The sequence below is a fragment of the Ruegeria sp. BG7 genome (genome assembly GCF_056535685.1).
Genome location: NZ_JBQFIU010000002.1, coordinates 505,151 through 527,345 on the forward strand (window position 1 = coordinate 505,151; position 22,195 = coordinate 527,345).

The 22,195-nt window shown below is 54.7% G+C and carries 15 protein-coding genes and 1 tRNA gene; 13 read left to right on the plus strand and 3 right to left on the minus strand.

Annotated elements, in window-relative coordinates; all coding sequences use genetic code 11:
• Window positions 1–318 precede the first annotated feature (318 nt).
• Window positions 319–403 (minus strand) — tRNA-Leu (locus ACR3EH_RS20135).
• Between the two features lie 697 nt (window positions 404–1,100).
• On the opposite strand from ACR3EH_RS20135, the gene ACR3EH_RS20140 reads away from it, so the two are divergent.
• From ACR3EH_RS20140 to ACR3EH_RS20200, 13 genes are all read left to right on the plus strand, one after another.
• Window positions 1,101–1,523 carry a hypothetical protein gene (locus tag ACR3EH_RS20140; RefSeq protein ID WP_171185511.1) on the plus strand — a complete coding sequence of 141 codons (423 nt, stop codon included), beginning with the start codon at window positions 1,101–1,103 and terminating at the stop codon, window positions 1,521–1,523.
• A 2-nt stretch (window positions 1,524–1,525) separates the two neighbouring features.
• Window positions 1,526–3,538, plus strand: coding sequence for a dynamin family protein (locus ACR3EH_RS20145; RefSeq protein WP_171094730.1), 2,013 nt, complete (start codon window positions 1,526–1,528; stop codon window positions 3,536–3,538).
• Window positions 3,539–3,546: 8 nt separating this feature from the next.
• Entirely contained in the window at window positions 3,547–5,289 is a 1,743-nt protein-coding gene (locus ACR3EH_RS20150) for a dynamin family protein (protein ID WP_171675981.1), read from the plus strand.
• Between the two features lie 51 nt (window positions 5,290–5,340).
• Entirely contained in the window at window positions 5,341–5,742 is a 402-nt protein-coding gene (locus tag ACR3EH_RS20155) for a hypothetical protein (protein ID WP_171675979.1), read from the plus strand.
• Between the two features lie 23 nt (window positions 5,743–5,765).
• The gene (locus ACR3EH_RS20160; protein WP_171185505.1) at window positions 5,766–6,638 is read left to right on the plus strand and encodes a hypothetical protein; all 873 of its coding nucleotides are present in this window, start codon (window positions 5,766–5,768) and stop codon (window positions 6,636–6,638) included.
• Window positions 6,639–6,704: 66 nt separating this feature from the next.
• Window positions 6,705–8,747, plus strand: coding sequence for a dynamin family protein (locus tag ACR3EH_RS20165; RefSeq protein ID WP_171185503.1), 2,043 nt, complete (start codon window positions 6,705–6,707; stop codon window positions 8,745–8,747).
• A complete protein-coding gene (locus ACR3EH_RS20170; protein WP_171185501.1) occupies window positions 8,744–10,030 on the plus strand; it encodes a dynamin family protein in 1,287 nt (428 codons plus the stop codon). Before ACR3EH_RS20165 ends, ACR3EH_RS20170 begins: the two co-directional genes overlap by 4 nt.
• 339 nt (window positions 10,031–10,369) lie before the next feature.
• Entirely contained in the window at window positions 10,370–12,547 is a 2,178-nt protein-coding gene (locus ACR3EH_RS20175; RefSeq protein ID WP_171185499.1) for a serine/threonine protein kinase, read from the plus strand.
• 202 nt (window positions 12,548–12,749) lie between these two features.
• Window positions 12,750–13,802, plus strand: a complete 1,053-nt coding sequence (locus ACR3EH_RS20180; protein ID WP_171185497.1) for an FHA domain-containing protein — start codon at window positions 12,750–12,752, stop codon at window positions 13,800–13,802.
• 3 nt (window positions 13,803–13,805) lie between these two features.
• Window positions 13,806–14,588, plus strand: coding sequence for a PP2C family protein-serine/threonine phosphatase (locus ACR3EH_RS20185; protein WP_171185494.1), 783 nt, complete (start codon window positions 13,806–13,808; stop codon window positions 14,586–14,588).
• Window positions 14,589–14,609: 21 nt separating this feature from the next.
• Window positions 14,610–15,872 carry a transporter substrate-binding domain-containing protein gene (locus ACR3EH_RS20190; protein ID WP_171185492.1) on the plus strand — a complete coding sequence of 421 codons (1,263 nt, stop codon included), beginning with the start codon at window positions 14,610–14,612 and terminating at the stop codon, window positions 15,870–15,872.
• A gap of 44 nt (window positions 15,873–15,916) precedes the next feature.
• A complete protein-coding gene (locus ACR3EH_RS20195; RefSeq protein ID WP_171094749.1) occupies window positions 15,917–17,023 on the plus strand; it encodes a transporter substrate-binding domain-containing protein in 1,107 nt (368 codons plus the stop codon).
• A 190-nt stretch (window positions 17,024–17,213) separates the two neighbouring features.
• The gene (locus ACR3EH_RS20200; protein WP_171185491.1) at window positions 17,214–18,248 is read left to right on the plus strand and encodes a glycosyltransferase family 2 protein; all 1,035 of its coding nucleotides are present in this window, start codon (window positions 17,214–17,216) and stop codon (window positions 18,246–18,248) included.
• A gap of 469 nt (window positions 18,249–18,717) precedes the next feature.
• Here the strand turns inward: ACR3EH_RS20200 and ACR3EH_RS20205 are convergent, their stop codons facing one another.
• Entirely contained in the window at window positions 18,718–20,931 is a 2,214-nt protein-coding gene (locus tag ACR3EH_RS20205; RefSeq protein ID WP_171185490.1) for an NADP-dependent isocitrate dehydrogenase, read from the minus strand.
• 208 nt (window positions 20,932–21,139) lie between these two features.
• Complete coding sequence (locus tag ACR3EH_RS20210) at window positions 21,140–22,192, minus strand: tetratricopeptide repeat protein (protein ID WP_171675977.1); 1,053 nt, start codon at window positions 22,190–22,192, stop codon at window positions 21,140–21,142.
• Window positions 22,193–22,195: the final 3 nt, after the last annotated feature.

Below are 22,195 nucleotides of genomic sequence, written 5' to 3' on the forward strand. Positions count from 1 at the left end.
CATAACGCAGGACTTAAACCTGGTATTTCCTAATATCCGCTTTGGCGCCTCGTACATCCGTTGGCAGGCGGCAACATGCGCCATTCCAGAGTAATAGTTAGTGACTAATCCAAATTTCACCATTCGGTGAAGTGCAAACAACTACCGTTACACCCTGATGGAGTTCTCGAAGACTTGTGAGCAGCTCACTCCAGGGCTCATTGCTGATTTTACCGACAATCCGCAGACTACGGCGAGACTAAGGTTGGCCTGTTAGTGGGGCCGACAACAACTGGTTTCAACTAAGTATCTAATATGTATTAAATTTATTCAATTCTTTGGTGCGGGTGGAGGGACTTGAACCCCCACGCCTTGCGGCGCCAGAACCTAAATCTGGTGCGTCTACCAATTTCGCCACACCCGCAACCAAGCGCCGTAGCGCCAGACTGGGGCGCTGATAACAAAGCTTGCGTCCGAGTGCGAGAGGTAAATTGGGCTAAATGTGAACTTTGTTGCCTAGATTGTACCATGCCTGTCGCTCTGACTTGGAGCACAAGTAAACAAGGTCGATTTGAAACCCCACAAAGCGACATGAACTAAGTTCACGGAAATTTCTGGTCGCCTTGAGCCGTTTCTTCCATGCTTATTCTTCGCGGGATCCATTCGAAAGCCGCAGTTTTTCGCCATCCTCGCTGACGCGTTTACGTTGAGCGATCAAAGAGAGTGTTTCCTACTTTGGTTTCAGCGGTGAGGCGCAATTCATTCTTGCGAGGCTGACAAATAACTCTCAACACAGTTCCTGAACAGCATTCCATCCAAATTAATGTATACTAGTCAATGATTTAGCAATCTACGCACCACACAACATACTCAAAGGCTCTACATAGTTGCCGACAGCAGGCACGGTAAGAGAAGAAAATTGCTATGCTCGTATGGGTTGAGGTATTCTTTTGCGAGGCTCGCCATGAAGCCGCCACATTTCAACCGCCAAAAAATCTTATTCGCGTCAAAATAAGACCGCCTTGAAGGGTCTTTTTGGTTGAAAGGAGTTAATGAGTCTTTTTCGCCACTTTGGCATCGGTACGAGTTTTCTGCTCAACTCCAGTACAAGGTTTTCTGCTGTGACCGATCTAAACCCTACCGTTGCCGCCGAGCAAGACGCTGTCTTCTTTGCTCGCGAGAGCTTTCTTGGCGAGCTCAAGACACTGAACCGAGATCATCCCAATACTGGCTTTGGCATTTCGCTGCGCACCCACTCGGGTGAACATTATCTTTTGGCGAATGCCAGAATGCCATTACCTGTCGCGAAGTCACATGGGTTTCCCACTGGACGTCGTGTCGCGTGCCTTGAGAACGGTGACCGGTTCAGCTCGATCGAAGTCTTGGCGGATTCCAAAGCTTACGAAACCATTTCCCCGCGTGCCGAGGCCGAGATTCTGGGCAATGCCCTGGATTTGATCGCGCGCATCGACACTCTGACAAGCATCCCTGCGGGGCGCGTGTCGCATGAACCCCAGATTGCTGCTACGGGAACCGGAGGTTAAGCATGGCGCGCAACGATCACCTTTTGTCTGTCGGCAACGAAGCACTGGCACCGATGACCTCTGCCATGACGTCGCTGACGGCGCAGATCGATCAACTGACTGAGGTGGCTGATGCGCGCTCCTCGGCACGTCTGGCGACCCTCAAGACGCGGATGGAAAATTTCACCGCCAGCATCACAATGGTGGGACAGGTCAAAGCAGGCAAGTCATCCATCGTGAATATTCTGGCCGGGCGCCCTGCCCTGCTGCCGTCGGACGTCAACCCGTGGACATCTGTGGTCACGACCCTGAACATCAACACACGCCCGCCGGGCGACACCAAAGCCAAGTTCACATTCTTTGAGCAGGAGGAATGGGACAACCTGATGGTCGGCGGCGGTCGTTTAGGCGAACTGGCGAACCGGGCTGGCGCAGATGACGAAATGGATGACATCCGCCGTCAGATTGGCGAGATGAAAGCCAAATCAGAAGAACGCCTTGGCAAGCATTTTGACCTGATCCTGGGTCAGAGCCATCAGTACGATCACTTCGACGAAGAACTGATCCAACGCTATGTGTGCCTGGGCGACGAAGATGATCCGGATATTGATCCGAAAACCGGTCGATTTGCCGACGTCACAAAATCGGCTGAGCTTTACATGGATATTCCGCAATATCCCATCGCGCTGAAGCTGTGTGACACACCGGGTGTCAACGATACATTCATGGTGCGCGAACAGATTACGCTGCGCAGTCTGCGCGGGTCTGAGGTTTGTGTAGTCGTCCTGGCTGCAAGCCAGGCGCTGACCACAATGGATATGGCTCTGATGCGCATTATTGCGCAGTTCGAAAATCGACAGATTGTTCTGTTCGTCAACCGGATTGACGAGCTTTCTGATCCCGTCAACCAAGTTCCAGAAATCCGCGATCGCATTCAGGATACACTGAAGCAAAACAATATCGACACCAATACAAGCGTCGTGTTTGGCAGTGCTTTGTGGGCCGAGGCAGCCTTGACCGGAAACCCGGACATTCTGACCGAAGAGTCGCGCGAAGCCCTGAACACATTCTATTTGGCCGCAGGTTTCGGTGATCAAGCTGCATCGTTGGACAAGATTTGGGCCCTGTCCGGCCTGCCCGATCTGCTTTTGGCTATCAATGAGCGTATAGCCGAAGGCGCAGGAACACGGCTGATGGACCGCGTGCGTCACCGTGCACGCAATATCGCAAGCCAAATCCGAGCCACAGCAGTGGCGAAAAACCTGTCCGAAGGTGAAGGTGTTACCAGAGACCTGGACGGCGTGTCACCAGAAGACGCAATCAACACCGTGTCGGCGGAATATGAAAAGAAAGCGGCAGAACTGACAAATGCCCTGCGCGACAAAGTGCTGGAACGTTTGAACTCGGCTGAATCCAGCTTTGTCAAACGCGCAACAGACTCTTTGATCGCCCATCTTGAGAAAAACGGCGAACAAGGTACGTGGCAATACGACCCTGCGGGATTGCGGACGCTGCAAAAGGCAGCCTATTTCAGCTTTGCCCGCGCGATGCGCAAAGACGCCGGGGCGCTATATGCCACCGCAGCTGCGGATGTCGAAGCGTTGTATCACAAGATTCTGGGCAATCATCTGGGTGAATTCAGCATCGAAGCACCCATCGTACCCCGTGTTCCACCTCCGCTGGGCATTGGCCGGACCATCGCGCTGGACTTGCAAAGCACCTGGTGGCGTCGATGGTGGCAAAGACGCAAAGGGTTCGAGGCTTATGCTGCAGACTACACACGTCTGATCGCGTCCGAAGCCAACTCAATCACCAAGGACATTGAAGAAAACCAGATTGCCGCGGTGCTTGAAAACGTCCGCGCGACTCTGACGGACTTCATGCGCGAGCAGAAAGAAACACTGCTGAGCATTTCGGCATCGGCTGACAAAAATGCAGGCCAAACTGCAGCGGCGATGGCGGGTTTGCAGCCTCAGAAATCCAAAGATGAGATTCTGGGTGACATCCTAAAAGATCTAAGCAACGAAGCGGCATAAGTAGAAAAATGGCAAAAGATTCACAAACACGCTTTGTTTCGCCGAAGGCATGGGAACGTATCGAGCATTGGTCCCGCCGCAAGCCGGTTTTTGCCCTGATGGGCGAATTCAGCGCCGGCAAGTCCACGTTGATGAACTTTCTGCTGCGAACGCAGACCTTGCCGACGCAGGTCACCGCGACCCAATTGCCGCCGGTCTGGTTTAGCTGGGGCAATCGCGCTCCTTACGTCAAACGTCACGATGGAAGCATTGAAGTCATTGAGCTGGACGACCTTGAGAGCGTTGGCGTCAACGATGCACAATTCATACGTGTGTTTCTTGAAGCCGACATTCTTGAGGCGGTCGACCTTATCGACACCCCCGGTATCTCGGATCCAAAAATCTCAACTGATGTTTGGCAACGCGCCGTTGGCCAGGCAAATGGCGTCTTGTGGTGCACCCATGCGACCCAAGCCTGGCGCGAGACCGAGCGAGCGACTTGGGTTTCCTTGCCCGAACGCCTACAGCACAACTCGCTGCTTTTGATCACACGGGCGGATGCGCTGAACATCAAAGACCGTCAAAAAGTTCTGCGCCGCGTGAACCGTGAAGCGGGCCACTTGTTCAATCGGTCCATTCTGTTTTCTGCTCGCGATGCGATCGTCGCCCGCGACAAAACCGGTGACGCCGAAATGTGGTCGCGTAGCGGCGGCGGAAAGATGATCGACAGCTTCCTTGAGATCACAGAGCAGATCATGGAAAACCGCGCCGACCAACTGGCCCGGTATCAGATCGACAAGAGTCAACCGGATGCGCCGAAAGTGCAACCCGTGCGGCCAGCGCGGAAATCGGACGGAGAGGTACAGTCAGAAGCCGCACCGTTGCGGTTGGTCAACCCAGTGGACTCGGTAGCTCAGTCAGAACAGGATGATGCTGCGGTCGTCACAAGCTTTCCCGTTCGCCCCGCCAGAGTGGAACGACGCACGGACGAAGCCGAACGCGTGCGTATCAACGCGGAAGAGGCCGAGCGTTTGCGGGCCGAAATGGTCTCGGAACCCGAGCCGCCGACGCTGGAAGAACCAGATACAAGCGATGATCTACGTGCCTTTTTTAAGGACACATCGAATGATCCGCTGGAACTGACCAGTGTAGCCGGGTTGGATGACACCGTCGATGAATTCGACTTGTCGGGCGGTACCGATTTCGACGATGAAACTGACAATCTTCTTGACGAGAGCACCGACATCGAAGACGTCAGCGCTGCGGCTGACGAGGAAGATAATTCTGAGAATGTTCTGGCTTCGTTGAACACAACCTTGCAACACGAAACGTTGGATGAGGACGCTGCGGTGGATCACATCCGAGACGTCGAAGAACCTGAAGATCGTGGGATTGAAGTCTCGGTTTCGTCTATTGCTGCTTTGATGGCAGCGCAACCCGGAAACAATGCCGACGATTATGAACCGGAGCCCGAAACCAGCGGGCTGATTGAAGCTGCCTTGCCGGATCAGGTGGACGCGAATATTGCAGTGCTTGGGGAATTGCCAGAGGTCGCGGTTGGCTCACCCCTGAGCGCATCGGACATGTGGCGTGAGATTGCGAACAGCGCGGATCTGCCCAAGGATGCAGATGGGCTCAGAAACGTGTTCCAAGCGTTTTTGGCAGAGTTCGACCAAATCGCGATCGAACACAGCGAAAAGCAGACAAAGGACGCATTGCAACCCATTCCAAAAGCCAAAGAGAACAGCGCAGCAGAGTGGCACGTATTGTAATGGAAGCCGAATCGATTTAACAGAAACACTTTAATAAAAACAAGGACTTAAATGTCTATTCGGGACGCCTTGAGCACAGCGATCGAAACAATACCCGACTGCATCGCAGCCGGGTATATCGATATGGAAACCGGGATGTTGCTGGGCAGTTGCGTTTCGGAGCCAGACAGCACGGAATCTCTGGATACGTTGGCAATCGCTGTGGCCAACCTGTTTCAAGGACGCGGTGTGGCTGCGTTCGAGGCGCTTTTGCGTCAGGCCGGGGTCGAAGAGTCGGAAAACGCAGGGTTTGGGGAAATCGCAGTGTTTTCAAAAGATCGCCTTAATATTTTCCTGCGGACCAAGGAATATCCTGATCACGTGGTCTGCTATATCTGCCGCAACAGCGCAAATGTCGGGTTGGCGCTTACAAAATCACATCTCAGTCTGGGGCCGGTCGAGGCCGCAGTTTGAACGGGACCAGAGGGGGTCACGGTATGATGGACACTGACATTCTGGACATGCTCGAAGACATCGGGCGGTCCTCGGTTGCGCGGCTGTCACCAGCGGTAACGATCGCGGGCGAGTCCGCTGCAGCGAGGCGTAGCGCTGTTTTGCACGCTATTCGTGGTACTGTTCTACCTCGTCGGCTGGAATTCACGGCTTCTAATGGTGCGTGTCTGGCCATCGAGGTGAACAGTTCACGTGTCACAGATGTTTTCCAGGTGCCGTCTGGACCGAAGCCTGACTTCGAAACCGAAGGGCGCGGTGAGTTGGTCGAAAAACTGGCTCAACTTGTGTCTGACATCGCGAACGCCCCTGCCCCGCTTGAAATGATGTCCGGCAAACCGGATTCAGATCTTGAGGCAGACGACGTTGGCTTGACCTACAGTGAAATCGAAGGGGCCTGCGCTGCCATCGAACTGTCTGCTGAACCGATTGTTTCGGTGGTGCCGGATGTGGAGATGCTCACGGAGGACGAGCCTCTGCCAGCTCAGATGGAAGATACAGAAACACTTCTGGCACAAAAGTTTTTTGACGGTGCCAGGCGTTTTGCATCTGGCCGTGTTTTGATCGACAGTGTGGAAAAAACCGCCCTGTCCTGTGCGGACTCTTGTCAGCCTTCCGAAGATATGCATCCCGACCAGAACGTTGTAGCTTGTTTTGCTGCGGATCTTGCAGGCTGGGATAACGACACTCGGGACGAGTTTGACGGCCCCCACCTTATCGTCATGCGCCCATCTGGAGGTAAGGGTGCTGGAATTGCAGCGCTCAGCGACACCGGGCAAATCGCCGTTGCCATCCACGACGCGCGCAAACTGGGGGCGGTCGTCAGTCTGTGGACGTCTTTGCAGGGGGACAAGGAATGACTTCCCTCCGAGCATTCAAATTTTCGATTAATTCAATCCGATTTTGTGTGACCAAGGTAGTGAGTAATGAGTGAAACACATCGCCGCGAGCTTATCCGCATCGCAGAAGACATGAACGAAACCAGCAATGATGAAACGCGTCATTTCATTTCGCGTATCATCGGAGATCTGGGAAGTCTGAAGCCGTCAATCGCCTTTGTCGGTCAGATCAAGGCTGGTAAATCCCGTCTGATCAACGGGTTCACGGGGCAGGCAGAGTACCTGCCATCGGACGTCAATCCATGGACCACCGTGATCACCGATATGCATTTCGGGCATCCATCCGGTCGCACCGATGGGGCTGAATTTCATTTCTTCGACAACCACCAATGGCAATCCCTGATCGCCGAAGGTGAAGAACTGCGTAACATGTTCCCCGATGACGAGGACAGCTATAAGCGCGAGATGATCGAAGAACAGGTCGAAGCCATGAAGACCCGGGCGCGCCTGCGTCTGGGTGACAGCTATGAGCAGTTGTTGGGGCAACACCACGATCTGGATGAACTGAACTCAGACGACCTGGCGCGTTACGTCTGCGCGGGCGATGATCCTGCTGAGGATGGCAGCGTTGACCCAGGCAGTGATCGGGGACTTTACAGTGACATCACCCGGAAGGCCGAAGTCTATTTTGACATCGGGCATTTCCCGTTTCCCTTATCTGTAACGGATACTCCGGGGGTCAATGACCCCCTGCTGATCCGTGAAGAGATTTCGCGCCAATACCTCAAGGAATCTGATTTCTTTGTGGTGGTTCTGTCCGCACATCAGGCTTTGTCGCGCGCAGACCTGAAACTATTCCGTCTTATGCAGGCTTTGGAGCTTGGCCAGATTGTTGTGTTCATCAACCGAGTTGATGAACTGGGCGACGGCCCCGAGGATGCGGCCAAGGTCCGTTTTGATGTTCTGGACGGGTTGGAAAAAGCGCTCGGCAATTCTGATATCGATGTGCTGATGGGCAGTGCTCAATGGGCGCACTATGCTTTGACCGGCGATGAGACCGGTGTGAACCATGATCATGTTCTGGCGTGGCTGCGGGCGCATCCGGAACAGATGAAACAATACCTAAACGGCGTGGCCGAAATTAAACAAGGCCCAGGTCCGATCAGTCGAGAGGCTGTATTGCGCTTTGCAGCAATGATCGCCTCTGGTCTGCCTGATCTGCGCCGGCACGTCACCAAAGCCCTCACTGACGGGCCAATTGACGAACAGCTTCGTATGGCATGGCAACACCTTGACAGTTTCGCAAGGGGCGAGCTTGAGCGATCACAGGTTCATTTGCGTGCGTTGAAGGACGAAAACAGCTCGGGTACGCGCAACACTGAAGACAGTGACAAGACGCTTGGCGAATTGCGTAAGTTGGTTGCCGATAAGACCCAGGACATCACGCGTGACATGGATGATGTCCTGTCCAATCTGCGTGGTGTGATGGATGACACGGTTGCTGAATCCGTCTCGGCCGTGGTGCGTGGACCAAATGGTCAATCACCTCTGCTGGCCAAGGGGGGTGCAACTGAGCTGAACTTTACCCCGTTGCGCGAACACATGCGGGAACTGGTGCAAGGTGCATCGCAAGTGGTCCGCCAGCGTATGCTAAGCGAACTCTATGCGATCGACATGCAATGCAACGCTGCTTTACGCGCATTGCCGGGTTGGCAAGAGCCCGTCGACAATCGCATGAACACCAGCGCAGTTCGCTGGTTCAGGCCAGACACCACTGCCCTCACCCGTGGAATTACGGTTGAATTGCGTGTAAACTGGTTGTCGCGCCTGATCTCGCGCAACAGTGTCGTTACGCGGGCCGAACGAATGATTGTGCAAGAGTTCGAACTGATCGGAGACGATTTGATCGACACCACACGAGACAACTTGCTGGAACGGCTGAACACAGTTTTGGATCACTATGTCGCGCTGTTGGCGGGCCATTTTGAACACCGTTCTGGTGCCGGTGAATTGAATGCTCAGGCCGAAGCACAAGCTGCATTCGACAGAGCACGCCGAATTGCTTCGGATCTGGAGAGCGTCTTTGGAGCTGGCAATGCGGACGAACGACAAGCAGAGGCTGCGGAATGATTGAATTTCCCGGAACCGAACAGGAAGTGCACCAGCTGGAGCGCTTTCTGACCGCGACTGAAAAACTGTCGTCGGACGAGACTTTGGAGGATATGCGCGCAAGGGCTCTGGCCCACGCTGAACGGCTGTCCAACGCGGTCAATATCGGGTTTGCCGGGGAATTTGGTGCGGGCAAGTCGAGCCTCGCAAACATGCTGGCCGGTGCAGATATTCTGCCCACCGGTCCGCAACATCTGAAACTGCCGCTGGTGATTGTAGCTTACGCCGAAACGCCTGAAACAACTGTAGGCTGGTGGAACAAAGAGCCGAAGACATATTCCGGTATCGCCCTTGAAAAAGCGGCGGCGGACGAGCCTGATTTCATCTCGGTGGGGATCAATACGCCTGCGCTTAAGGAAATTTCCCTGTTTGATCTTCCTGGTTCGGGTGCTTTGGATGACACCTATAAGAATACGCTGGATCTGCTGAAATTTGTCGACTGCGCCATCTGGTGCACAAACGGTACAAACGCGTGGCGAGAGACCGAGCGCCACTTGTGGTCGAAAGTGCCACCTGAACTACGCTCGAATAGCCTGCTTGCTGTGACGCACGCAGACTTGCCGCCGGTACAGGGATCACTGGACCGCGTTTTGGCTCGACTTAACAAGGAAAAGGAAGGGATGTTCCGCGAGGTCGTTCCGATTGGCACTCCGGTGGCGGTGAAGGCAATGGCCCAAGAGCCGGAACCCGACTTCGCTCTATGGGAGACGTGCGGTGGACAGAATCTTGCCGAACAAGTTCTGGACGTAGCTTCGAACCGGCGTCGCAGCGACCTGGAGGCCGCTCGGAAAGACTTGCAGGATGAATTCCTGCCGTATCTTCAAGAGCTACAGGGACCCGAACCGGAACCGGCTCTTTCGGACACTGCAACAATGCAATCCGCGTTAGGCTCCGCCCTGCCCCCCTTGAACAACCCCATTCTTGAAGACTGGCTAGCTGCGATTGCAAGCATTTACGAAGATCTGCGCGAGTCCTCGGATATTGACCCTGCCGCCTTCTTGCAAAGCTGTCAGGAGATTGTCGAAGACTTTGCGGAGCGGCTGGAGCAAGGGGGCGAAATTGACCCGGATGCGGATTGGATTCCTGCCGAGTTTGAAAAGGCGACCGACTTGCTTTTGTTGTTGCAGTTCGAAAGCGGCGATGCGCCATTAAAGGATGCAATCAGCATACTTGCACAGTTGGGAGACAACCTGGCATGGGCCGGTAGCACGGTTGCCGCAGCGCAGTCCAAAACCGGAACCTGATAATCTCCCGTTAAGATTGAGCGCGACAAAGCGATTCGAAGGGCCGAGGAATCGGCCCTTTATTGTTTCGAATTCGTAGACCAAACTGCTAAATTTGGGGTGTACGTTTTCAATGCCGTCGCCCCATTTATCAATATATAGATATTTTGACCCTCAAATAACTATATATGCCATAGATCGTAAAACGATCCATAGTGAAGCCATCAGGCGGCCCCAATAAAGTCAAATTTGAAACGTCTAACCGTTCTTAAGTGTCCTGCGGTTGTTTTTGGTTGTGAGTTCGTGGGCTGTTGGCCCTGTTAGATTTAGCCGCAAAACGAGTAGAACGGGCGGATTGAAATGAGCCACAACCAGGCTGTCGGTGCGACGCACGACGAACCAAAAATTGAAGGATTGCAACCGGGCGCAAAATTGCTGCGCGGTCAGTATGAGATCCTCCGCTTTCTGAGCAACGGGGGATTTGGGATCACCTATCTTGCGCGCGACAGCCTGGAGCGCGACGTGGTGATCAAAGAGTGTTTCCCTGGTGCTTTGTGTCGGCGCAACGGTGATCTGGTCGAACCAAACGACCCCTCTTACAAAGAAGACCTGCGCGCGATAATTGACCTGTTTATTCAGGAAGCCCGCAATCACGCACGCCTTGTGCATCCCAACATCGTCGATGTGCATCAGGTGTTTGAAGACAATGACACCGCATACATCGCGATGGATCTGATCCGCGGCTGCGATCTGCTGGATTATGTTGAAAACCCGGAAAACGATGCAGGCCCCGATTTCATCGTGCAAGTCACGGAGAAGATGCTGTCTGCCGTTTCGTTCATTCACCAAAGCGGCATGTTGCACCGCGACATTTCACCGGACAACATCCTGATCGATGAGAACAGCGATCCGGTCCTGATCGACTTTGGCGCGGCGCGGGAGCAGGCTGCAAACAAATCCGCGGCTTTGCTCACCCTTCGTGTCATCAAAGACGGTTATTCTCCGCACGAATTCTATGTACGGGGCGCCGAACAGGGCCCGAGCAGCGACCTGTATGTACTGGCTGCAACGCTGTACCATGCCATCAGTGGTGAACGCCCGGTCGATGGTCAGAGCCGCTTGAACGCCTTTAACAACGGACAGGACGATCCCTATACCCCCCTTGCGGGTCGTTTCGAAGGGTATCCCGACGGATTCCTTGAAGCGATTGACAAGGCGATGGAAGTTCACACGACAGATCGCTTGCAGACAGCGCTGGATTGGTTGCGCATGTTCCGCGGCCCGGGTGTTATGTTTGATACCTTTGCCTATCGCCCGGTCTCGGTGATCGTGGGCATGGACCGGAAAGACAAAGAAGAAGAAAAGGCGCGGATCAAGGCGGAAAGTGAAAACGCCGAAGCCGTCGTGACTGCGCTGCTGGCTGGAAACTCCGATATCGTTGTTGGCAACGACGACAAGAAGAATGAGGATCTGGCAAAACTCACCGTGAAAGAAGAAACGCCTGTCGCTGTCGATACTGTGGTTCAAAGCGGTTCTGGCGGCAGCGGCAAACTGATCGCTGGTGTGGCAGTGGTTGCAGTTGCTCTGGCGGCTGGCGGTTATTTTGCGATGTCTGGTGATAAACCTGAAGCACAGATTGAGGCACCGGCTGCACAAGCTACCGACGAAGTGCAGACAGCCGGAGCTGCAGCGTCAGCAAGTGAGGTCACCAGCACAGTAACAGAAGAGCCCGAAGCTGAAATCGCAGCAGTGCCAGAGCCAGAGCCAGAAACTGCACCTCTAGCAGAAGAGCCTGTCGAGCAGGCACAAGCCGAGACTGCGGAGACAGTTGTCACAGAAACAGCGCCCGTAACCCCTGACACGTCGGAAACCGAGGCTCAGGTCGCTACCGTCGCAGAGGCGGAACCAGAGGTCGCTGCATCTGGTGCTACTCCAGCGGAACAGCAGGTATCTTTTGCCCATTGGGATGTAGAAATTCCTTTCCAGACGTCTCGCCGTCGCGGTTCGACAGGGCCTACCATCGCTGTGACCGGCCTCAATCCAAATCAAGACATGAGTGTGATTGGCGATTGGGTGCAGCGCGGCGCAGTGATCTTCACATTAAACGGAAAGCCCATCCGCGAGGACGCCACTTTTGCTGCTCAGGTATTGGACAAGTTGAGCATCGACCCAGACGGCTATACCCGTGTGGCCGCCCGCTATCGTCCGCTTGGACAAACCCGGGCACAAAATGGGCTGCTTGCCCTGCCAGTGGTGCGCTCGGTCGGGCTCGAGAACGGTTACACCTTTACCGTCAGCAGTTCGGATGATGAGGGCTGGAAAACTGTGGTGGAATCAGTTCCGTCCGACGCCGCAGGCGGCCTGCAAAGAGGTGACGTCCTGCTGAGCGAAAGCCAATCCCGCATGAACCTGGATGGATCGGAAAGCCTGGACGCGATGCTTGTAGAGCTGGTCGCTGAGGGTCAGCCGGAAGCTAATCTAACCGTCCTGCGCAATGGTGCAGAAGCCGCTGCAACCATGCAGCTTGCACAGGAGTGATCTGACCGGTTCGTTTGTGATCTGCCAGTGTGTGTTTGCTGAGGGTGGCAGCCAGTTTTGTCACCCCGGCGGGGACCGGCCCGCCGCAGAGAGTACCAGTTCCCTTGAGTACCCGATGAGTGTCTCCGCGCTTGAGTGTGCGGGATAAGTAGCAGCCTACGGCACAGGAAATTCGTGCCGCCAAATCAAAGGTGTCGACACCATGTTCAAATACAAAAGCCCTCTGAGCCGGCTTCTAGAAGGTGCCGGCAAATCCAAAGAAGAAGATACTTCGGAAACCACAGACGCGGTAGAAACCCCTGCGGCTGAAGGCGAAAATCAAGAGCCCATTGCGGACTTTAACGCTCTGCGGGCGGCGCTGGCTGGTGGGAACATGACGTCCGAGTCCTACGAGGAAACGGATGAACTGATCCCGGAAGAGAAAATGCCCGAATTCGACGAGGCTGAGGCCGAGGTCGCTGAAAACGTCGAAGAGTCCATTTTCGCCGAACACACGGCAAGCGAGGATGACGCACCGGAAGAAATCCTGACCGCTGAGATCGCTGAAGAAGAGGAAGCGGTCGAAGACGAACAGATCATCACCTTGCATATTGCCGATGACCCGGCGATGACCCCTGTAGAAGTGACCTCAGCAAGCACTGTGGTTGAAACGGTGGAACCGGAAGCTGAGGAAGCCGCGCAGGAGGTGGTTACCGAAGCTGCAGAGGCCCCGCTGCAAGAGCCGGAACAGACCGTTGAACCGGTTGCTGAGGCAGTCCAGCCTACGCCCCCTGTCGCTGCCCCCGCTCCGACGGAAGACCGCCGTTCGCGCGTCAAAACAACCTTCCTGGGTTTTGAGCGTGCAGATACGCACGTGCAAGAGTTGATCGAAACCTCGGAACCCGTCGCCAAGACTGAAGCCGCACAAGAGACCTTCCCCGTTGGCTGGCTGGTCGTTACGTTCGGGCCCGGTCGCGGTGCCAGCATCACATTGACCGAAGGCCTGATGCAGATTGGCCGAAATGATGACCAGGCAATCCAACTCGACTTTGGCGACACCGGTATCTCTCGTTCGAACCATGCCGTCATTGCCTATGACCCTGAAGATCGAAAGTGTTACCTGGGTCATGGCGGCAAGGCCAACCTTGTACGTCTGAACGGCAAGCCCGTGCTGAGCACCGTGGCCTTGTCCAGCGGTGATTTGATCCGTATCAGCGAAACCTCCATCCGATTTACAGCCTTCTGCGACGAAGGTTTTGATTGGCGGGATTCCTGATAGATGCTGGCAACTCCGGCATATGATGTTGCGCTGATCCTGAACCAGGGTCAGCGAGAGACGCAGGAAGACGCCATCGCGGCGCGCATGTTCGACGCGTCAGATGCGGGCTATGTCGTGATTGCCGATGGTATGGGCGGTCACGACGCCGGTGAAGTCGCGTCAGAAATGGTGATTTCAGCCTGGCGTGACGCGTTGGACGCAGAACTTGAGGCCGAAACGCTGAACGAAGGATCCGCGATTGATGCCCTTCCATTGGCGGCCATGCAGGCAAATGCAGCGATCGCCAATCATAACGAGGCGCAGGGACAGGGCTTTAACATGGGCTCGACCTTGTTGGGTGTCTTGCTTCTGGGGCAGCGCGTTTTCTGGATTTCCATCGGGGACAGCCCTTTGTTTCTGTTCCGCGACAACACGTTGACGCAGATCAATGAAGATCACTCAATGGCGCCCGTGATCGATGCGAAACTAAGCGCGGGAGAGATCACAGAGGCTGACGCGCGCGATTTGGACCGTAACCAACTGACATCCGTGATCATGGGTGGCGGTATTCCCAAAGTAGATTGCCCCGAACGTCCCATGCAGGTGACACCAGCGGATATTCTGATCCTTGGCAGTGATGGCCTGCAGTATCTCAGCGACGCCGAAATTCAATCGGTTCTGAGCAAGCACCAACACTCTCTGGCTCAGGATATCGCCGAGGCGTTGCTGTTGGCGGTTCAGACCAAAGACGATCCGGATCAAGACAATCTGTCCATCGCTGTCGCGAAATTCACAAGAACATAATCAGGCAAAGCAACAGGACCCATGAAAAAGCACCTCATCATTTCCAGCCTTGCTCTTGCTGCCGCCACCGGCGCAGCGTCAGCGCAAGAGGCTTGTACCAGCTACGAAATCCAACGTGGTGACAGCCTCAGAGAATTGGCGATTGAAGTATACTCGACCGAAGACTTCCGCATTATCTTCGACGCCAACCGTGACGTCATTGGGTCGAATCCAAACATAATCCGTGTTGGCGATGTTCTGGAGTTGCCGTGTCTGGAAGATGTCGGCCGAGCTCCGGCCCTTGCCGATACCGAAGCAGAACGTCTTGCTGCGGAAATGGCAGCAGAACTGGTAAAAGCCGCCGAGGAACGCGCCGCAAAAGCTGTGGCTGAGGCCGAAGCCCGTGTGGCAGCAGCCGAAGCGGAAGCAAAGAAAGCCAGTGAAGAGGCAGTCGTCGAAGCACGGGCCGCAGCCAAAGAAGAAATTGAGGCCGCCCGATCAGAAGCCGCTGCGTTGATCCGGAATGCCGATGCAGGAGAGCGTCCGGAAATTCGGGACCGGCAGCTTTTGTTGATCACCGGCGGGAACTATGCCCCCTTTACTGACGAAGCGCTACCAAACCGTGGGTTGTATACCAACCTTGTTGAAACGGCCATGCTGCGCGCTGCACCGGAACAGTCCTACAAGATCCAGTTTGTGAACGACTGGTCATCTCATCTGGATCTGTTGATGCCAACACTAGCATTTGACGGAACCTTCCCTTGGTCGCGCCCAAACTGCGAAGAGCCTGAAGCCCTGTCGGAAAGCGATCGCTCGCGCTGTGAAACCTACAACTTTTCGAACCCGTTCTACGAAGTTGTGGACACCTTCTTTGCCTTCGAAGGCTCGGGGTATGAAGAGGCGCTGAGCTATGCCGACTTTGCAGGCACAACGATTTGCCGTCCCGAAGGTTGGTCGACCTCTCACATGGACGCCGTCAGCCTTTACGAGCCGATCATCACTTTGTTGCGTCCGGTTTCGCCCGACGATTGCTTTCATGCGGTGATCGAAGGCCGCGCGGATATTGTCGCAATCGAAGCCCATCTGGCGGTCGAAGCAATCCAACGCCTGGGATACGAACACCGCATCATCGAAAACCCCAACCTAGCGGCGATTAAGTCGCTTAACGTCATGACCCACAAAGATAATCCTGATGGGGAGGCGATCCTTGAGACGCTTAATCAGGGTCTGGCAATCATGCAGCAATCCGGAGAGTGGCGCGACATCGTGTCGACCGCTCTGCGGCATCAAATGGAAAATGGATAAGGCCCCAACTGGCCTGGCAAAACTAAAGTCTGGAGGACGTGGACATGTTTGAATTCAACCTTAAAAAAGTAGCCCTGTCGGCCACCGCCGTTACAGCACTGACTGCTGGTGCAGCCGCAGCGCAGGAAGCTTGTACCAACTACACCGTTCAGGACGGCGACACGATGGCGACTATCGCAATCGCAGCCTATGGCACCTCGAACTATCAGCCGATCTTCAACGCGAACCGCAACGAGATCATCAACCCGAACGCTCTGGAGCCGGGCCTGGTACTGGCGCTGCCTTGTGAAGACGGGAGCCTGCCCAACGGTCGGACTGCTCAAGAAATCATCGCAGAAGAAGAAGAGCGCGCGGCGAGTGTCAAGCGTTCCAACGTCTATGCGCCTCCCATCAAGATGGTTGCCGGTAACGGCTGGGAGCCGTTTACAACCGAGAACCTTAGCGGTGGCGGCATCATGACTCGTCTGGCGACGACCAGCCTTCAGCGCGCGGGTAACCAACGCGATTATTCGGTCAGTTTCGTTGATGACTGGAGCTCGCACCTTGATACCCTGTTGCCACTTGGTGCGTTTGACATCTCCATCGCTTGGACTATCCCAGATTGTACGAACCGCACATACGAATGGTCAGCTGAAACAACCGCGCGCTGTACCCAGTTTGTTGCTTCGGTTCCAGTTTACGACATCGTTGGTGGCTTCTTCACCCTGCCAGAAAGCCAGTATGCTAACGCTACGGATTTCAAGGATTTTGAAGGATCCACCATCTGCCGGATGGCAGGTTGGAGCATGGTTGTCCTGGAAGAAGTCGGCTTGAACCGTGAGAATACAACTGTTGTCCAGCCGAATTCCGCGCGTGAATGCCTGGATGCGGTTTTGACCGGCACGGCCGATGTGGCCGCGTTCGAGGTTGATCTATTCGCATCCACAATGAACGACATGGGTTTGACCTCGTCTGACATCATTGAAAACCCCTATGTTTCGACGCTGTCATCGATGAGTTTCCTTGCGCATCGTACAAACCCGTTCGCGCGTGAGTATATTGCGATGATGAACAAAGGCCTGAACGAAATGCGCGAGTCCGGCGAATGGTACGCGATTATTTCAGACTCGCTACGTGAACAAAATGCAAAACTGAACGCAGCTTCGAACTGATCCCTCGGTTCAGCTGAAACTACGGGCCGGTCTTTGAACCGGCCCTTTTTTCTTTCAGGAAGCGTCCAATTTCTTCGGAAGACAAATTTTGGCCGTTTATCTGCTGCATAACCGCCTCATAGGCACAGCATTCTGAGCCTGAAGCGCAATCATCATTCCCCTTGCGGGACCGCAAAAGCATGAGTGACGCATGATACAAGGTGCCTTGGATCTTAGGAAAAAATCGGTCACGCCTGTGAACAGGCCGGACCTGGATATTGCCGTGATCTTACCGTGCTACAATGAAGCGATTGCCATTGGTGAAACCGTAAAACAGTTTCGTGCCGCCCTGCCTGAGGCAGTCATTTACGTATTTGACAACAATTCCACAGACGACTCGGTCAAGATCGCGGAAGAGGCTGGTGCGCTGGTCTTCTCTGAGCCTTATCAGGGCAAAGGCAACGTTGTGCGCAGAATGTTTGCCGATGTAGATGCTGATGTCTACGTCATGGCGGACGGAGATGCGACGTATGACAGCTCGGCTGCTCCGGACTTAATCAACCTGTTGGTTTCGCAGAACCTGGACATGGTCAATGGCGCGCGCGTGAATGATCAAACGGACGCTTACCGTCGCGGACACAAATTCGGGAATGCCCTGTTCAGCGGGCTCGTGAAGTTCTTTTTCAAAAGCAAAATCAACGATCTGCTGTCCGGTTATCGGGTTTTCAGCAGACGTTTTGTCAAAAGCTTCCCGGCTGTATCCAACGGGTTCGAGATTGAAACCGAACTCACCGTACATGCGATGCAGATGCGTATGCCAATTGGCGAAGTAGAAACCCGCTACTTTTCACGACTGCCGGATTCGAACTCCAAACTGGCCACTTTTTCGGATGGTTGGCGTATTTTGAAGATGATCGGCCTTCTGATCAAAGACGAAAAACCCATCTCGTTCTTCTTGTCCTTGGCCGTGTTGGCTTTCGTACCTTCGCTGTTGGTCTTTATTTCGGTTTTCCGCGAGTTTCTGGATACAGGGCTGGTTGACCGGATTCCATCACTGGTCGTTGCCGTATCGGGGTTTGTTGCTTCGATGCTGTCGATTGTATGCGCACTTATCCTGCAATCTCTTGCCCTCGCACGGCGAGAGGCGCGCCGCATGTCCTACCTTCAGTATGAAGGTGTCGCTGCCTCAGGGGTGAACCGGATGCAAACTTCCCTTGCAAAAGCCAAGTCACGCAAATTCGCCTGACGGGCAGCGTATTTTCAAAAATTGGTTTACTCCACCCAACAGCGTTTGCGTGCTCTGTATCTCCGTGTCGGTTGTTACGGACTTTTCACGATCTCGGGCTTCAAAAAGCAAAATGACCAGCACCCCAAATGCTGGTCATTTTCTGAGTGAGTGATATAGCCCTAAGGCCTCACCAGTGAAATTCTCTGTTACCACACATTTAACGTAGTGTGATGGTCGCAGCTATTGGGGGAATCCCGTAGGTCAGTGCAGTTTCACTCCATCGTATTGAAAAGATTTGCTAATTTTATTCCACCTGTGTTCTCGGACTTCTGTGAGTTTCAAACGAGCACCCGAGACCTAGAGAAAGCTCCAAATTTTTGTGACACCATAACTTTGGGCTGACCGAGCCCAAAAAATAGGGGCCGCACTGTGTGCTGGCCCCTGGTGGCATACAAGGCAAATGCCTAAGCACCTGCTGTTATTTTGATTAGCCGATAATCGCGTTCAGTGTTGCACTGGGGCGCATCACAGCGGCCGTCTTGGCCGGGTCTGTGTGATAGTACCCTCCCAAATCCGCAGCAGCACCCTGAGCAGCAGCCAGTTCAGACAGAATTTGCTCTTCCTTCCCTGCCAGTTCGTCTGCTAAGGGCGCGAATTCGGCTGCGAGTTCGCCGTCATCGGATTGGGCTGCCAAAGCTTCTGCCCAGTAGCGTGCGAACCAATAGTGGCTGTCGCGGTTGTCCGGCTGACCCACTTTACGGCTTGGCGAACGGTTGTTGTCCAAGATGCCCTGCGTTGCAGCTTCGGCAGCAGCACCCAGAACACCTGCCTTGGCGTTGCCTTTGCTGTCAGCAAGGAAGTTCAGAGATTCACCAAGAGCACAGAACTCTCCCATCGAGTCCCAGCGCAGGTGGTTTTCCTCAACCAACTGCTGAACGTGCTTCGGAGCGGACCCTCCTGCCCCGGTTTCAAACAATCCGCCGCCATTCATCAGTTTCACAATCGACAGCATCTTGGCAGAAGTGCCCAGTTCGAGGATCGGGAACAGATCGGTCAGATAGTCCCGCAGCACGTTGCCGGTGATGGCAATCGAGTCGTTGCCCGCCGTGATGGTTTCCAGCGACTGGCGGGTGGCTTCGCGCGGGGCCATGATCAGGAACTTGTCGGCAACGCCAGCGGCCTCGAGCGCCGGTTTGACGTATTTGATCAGTTCGGCATCATGGGCGCGGTTTGCGTCCAGCCAGAAAATCGCCTCGGACCCGGTCAGGCGCTGACGGTCCATCGCCAGTTGGATCCAGTTCTCGATCGGTGCTTTCTTGACGGTGCAGGCGCGCCAGATGTCGCCAGCCTCGACCTCGTGGCTATGCAACGTTTCACCATTCGCAAGAACGATGCGGATCGTACCATCGGCAGGGGCTTGGAACGTGGTCGGGTGCGAGCCATATTCTTCGGCCTTCTGTGCCATCAGGCCGACGTTGGCGACTGCACCTGCGGTCGCTGGGTTTAACGCGCCGTTGGCTTTGAAGAACTTGATGGTTTCGTCATAGACCGGCGCGTAGCAGCGGTCAGGGATCACACAATTGGTGTCACCCTTGGCGCCTGTCTCATCCCAACCCTTGCCGCCTGCACGGATCACGGCAGGCATAGAGGCGTCGATGATCACGTCTGAGGGCACGTGCAGGTTGGTGATACCGCGATCTGAATCAACCATGTACATCGACGGACGATCACCTTTGATCGCATCGATGGCGGCCATGATAACGGCGTTGTCTTTCACACGATCCAACACGTCACCCAGGCCCGAATTCGGGTTCACACCCAGTGCGTCCAATTCGGCACCGAATTGCTCAAACACCGGGGCCAGCCACGCTTTGACGGCATAGCCGAAGATGATCGGGTCGCTGACCTTCATCATCGTCGCCTTCATGTGTAGCGAGAACATGGTGCCGTCTTTCTTGGTGTCCTCGACAGCGTCGGCCAAGAAAGAAGACAAGGCCTTGACCGACATGAAGGTAGCGTCGGCCACAGTGCCTTCTTCCAGCGGCCAGGCGTCTTTCAGGACGGTTACGCCGCCGTCTTTACCAACGAATTCGATCTTTGCGTTACCGGCCTGAGCGGCGCTAATGGTCGCTGACTTTTCGTTGGCATAAAAGTCGTTGCCGGTCATGGACGACACTTTGGTTTTGCTGTCCGAAGCCCATTCACCCATCGAATGGGGGTTCTTCTGGGCATAGTTCTTAACCGCACGCGCCGCTCGACGGTCGCTGTTGCCCTCTCGCAGAACCGGGTTCACGGCCGAGCCCTTGATCGCGTCATACCGCGCTCGGATTGCTTTTTCTTCTTCTGTGGCCGGTTCTTCAGGGTAGGCAGGAATGTCATAGCCTTGCGACTGAAGCTCTTCGATGGCGGCAACCAACTGCGGAACCGAGGCCGAGATATTCGGCAGCTTGATAACATTGGCGTCGGGTGTTTTTACCAGATCCCCCAAAGCGGCCAGATCGTCGGTGATGCGCTGTGCATCTGTCAACTTCTCGGGGAAGGTTGCCAGAATGCGCCCAGCCAGTGAAATATCCTTGGTTCCAACGCTGACGCCCGCAGCAGATGCGAACTTGCGGATGATGGGCAGGAACGAGGCGCTGGCCAGCTCGGGCGCTTCGTCTACAATGGTATACAATATGTCGAAGTTCGATTTATCTGCCATATTCTTTTACCTTTTTTAAGCCTTTCGGGGCGTGCGATCTAAGAGTTAAGGGCCGCAATAGCGCGGCGCGGGAGGGGCGCGATCACGATACCGCCCCTGGGTGACTCTGTTTTGACAGGGCTTCCCTTAAATCAGGTTTGACTTGGAATCAATTGCCTACATGCGCGCGTTTTGCCACGGGTCGGGAAAACTACTTGCAGCCCTGCCCTCATTTGGCTTGGGGGCCAAGTGACGCGAACCCGACTTTCTGTTCCAATCGGCGGATGTGATCATCAATTGCCTTGTTGATATGTTCAACTGCACCCTGTCGGGCTTGCGGGTCGACGGGGACGTCAGCGCCCTCAATAATGTCCATAAGAAGCCCCAAAGAGTACGGACCGCCTTTTGCCAAGAATTGCTGATACTCTGCACGAGCGAGATCTGTTGCACCCAAAGCAGCAAAGGAATGGCTTCGCGTTACCCACTCAGTACTCTGCCCATGGACTATGTATCCAAGCAAAAGATCCATCGTTCTCCGGACCGATCCTTTTTCGCCCCAGTCGATTTTGTTCTCTGCTTTCGGATTCGGGGTAAGCGCTATTCTTGATTCAGCCGCATACAAGGCTTTGCCCAAATCATAGCCATGACGAAGTTCATACGTGACGCGGACGCCGTGTGCCCATGGTTGATCCGGCCATTTCGTTTCAGCTTTCGTCAACTGGGACTCAAAGTCCTCGGCGGGCATAGCCTCGTATAGAAGATTCAAATACCGGACGCCGACATCTTCATAGCCAGGATCTATCTCCAACACCTTTTCATAACCTTCCAGCGCAAGAGAAACTTCACCCCATGCTTGCATCTGCTTTGCCACGATGAACAAAACACATGTGCTATTGGGTCGGATCTTTTGTGCCTGTTCAAAATCGGCCCGGGCACCGGCTTTGTTCTCCAGCGCGTTCTTGGAATAGCCGCGCCAGATGAGTGTAACCGCATCTTCAGAATTCAAGGACAACGCGCGATCCGCGTCTTCAATTGCCCGCTGATAGTGCCCGTAACAGTGCAAAGCCTGCGCCCGTTTGGCGTTGTAGTCCTGACGCGCCTCCAACGGTTCGTCATTCAGGTCAAGCAGCGCAGTGCAGGCCGGAATAGCCATTTCTGATCCACCGCTCATTCCACAGGCGGCGCGCAGTTTGGCGTAGTCCCTTTCCGCTTTCGAAGGCGCGTTGAACGCCAGTAACAATGTCGAGAAAACGACGATCAACGCGGCAAGGCGAACGCGCATAGT

Bases quoted from the DNA above. Each gene is read 5' to 3' on its own strand.
- ACR3EH_RS20145 (WP_171094730.1), top strand. From the start codon at position 1,526: ATGGCGCGCAACGATCACCTTTTGTCTGTCGGCAACGAAGCACTGGCA.
- ACR3EH_RS20210 (WP_171675977.1), bottom strand. From the start codon at position 22,192: ATGCGCGTTCGCCTTGCCGCGTTGATCGTCGTTTTCTCGACATTGTTA.
- ACR3EH_RS20180 (WP_171185497.1), top strand. From the start codon at position 12,750: ATGTTCAAATACAAAAGCCCTCTGAGCCGGCTTCTAGAAGGTGCCGGC.
- ACR3EH_RS20185 (WP_171185494.1), top strand. From the start codon at position 13,806: ATGCTGGCAACTCCGGCATATGATGTTGCGCTGATCCTGAACCAGGGT.
- ACR3EH_RS20195 (WP_171094749.1), top strand. From the start codon at position 15,917: ATGTTTGAATTCAACCTTAAAAAAGTAGCCCTGTCGGCCACCGCCGTT.
- ACR3EH_RS20160 (WP_171185505.1), top strand. From the start codon at position 5,766: ATGATGGACACTGACATTCTGGACATGCTCGAAGACATCGGGCGGTCC.
- ACR3EH_RS20200 (WP_171185491.1), top strand. From the start codon at position 17,214: ATGATACAAGGTGCCTTGGATCTTAGGAAAAAATCGGTCACGCCTGTG.
- ACR3EH_RS20190 (WP_171185492.1), top strand. From the start codon at position 14,610: ATGAAAAAGCACCTCATCATTTCCAGCCTTGCTCTTGCTGCCGCCACC.
- ACR3EH_RS20175 (WP_171185499.1), top strand. From the start codon at position 10,370: ATGAGCCACAACCAGGCTGTCGGTGCGACGCACGACGAACCAAAAATT.
- ACR3EH_RS20170 (WP_171185501.1), top strand. From the start codon at position 8,744: ATGATTGAATTTCCCGGAACCGAACAGGAAGTGCACCAGCTGGAGCGC.
- ACR3EH_RS20165 (WP_171185503.1), top strand. From the start codon at position 6,705: ATGAGTGAAACACATCGCCGCGAGCTTATCCGCATCGCAGAAGACATG.
- ACR3EH_RS20155 (WP_171675979.1), top strand. From the start codon at position 5,341: ATGTCTATTCGGGACGCCTTGAGCACAGCGATCGAAACAATACCCGAC.
- ACR3EH_RS20150 (WP_171675981.1), top strand. From the start codon at position 3,547: ATGGCAAAAGATTCACAAACACGCTTTGTTTCGCCGAAGGCATGGGAA.
- ACR3EH_RS20205 (WP_171185490.1), bottom strand. From the start codon at position 20,931: ATGGCAGATAAATCGAACTTCGACATATTGTATACCATTGTAGACGAA.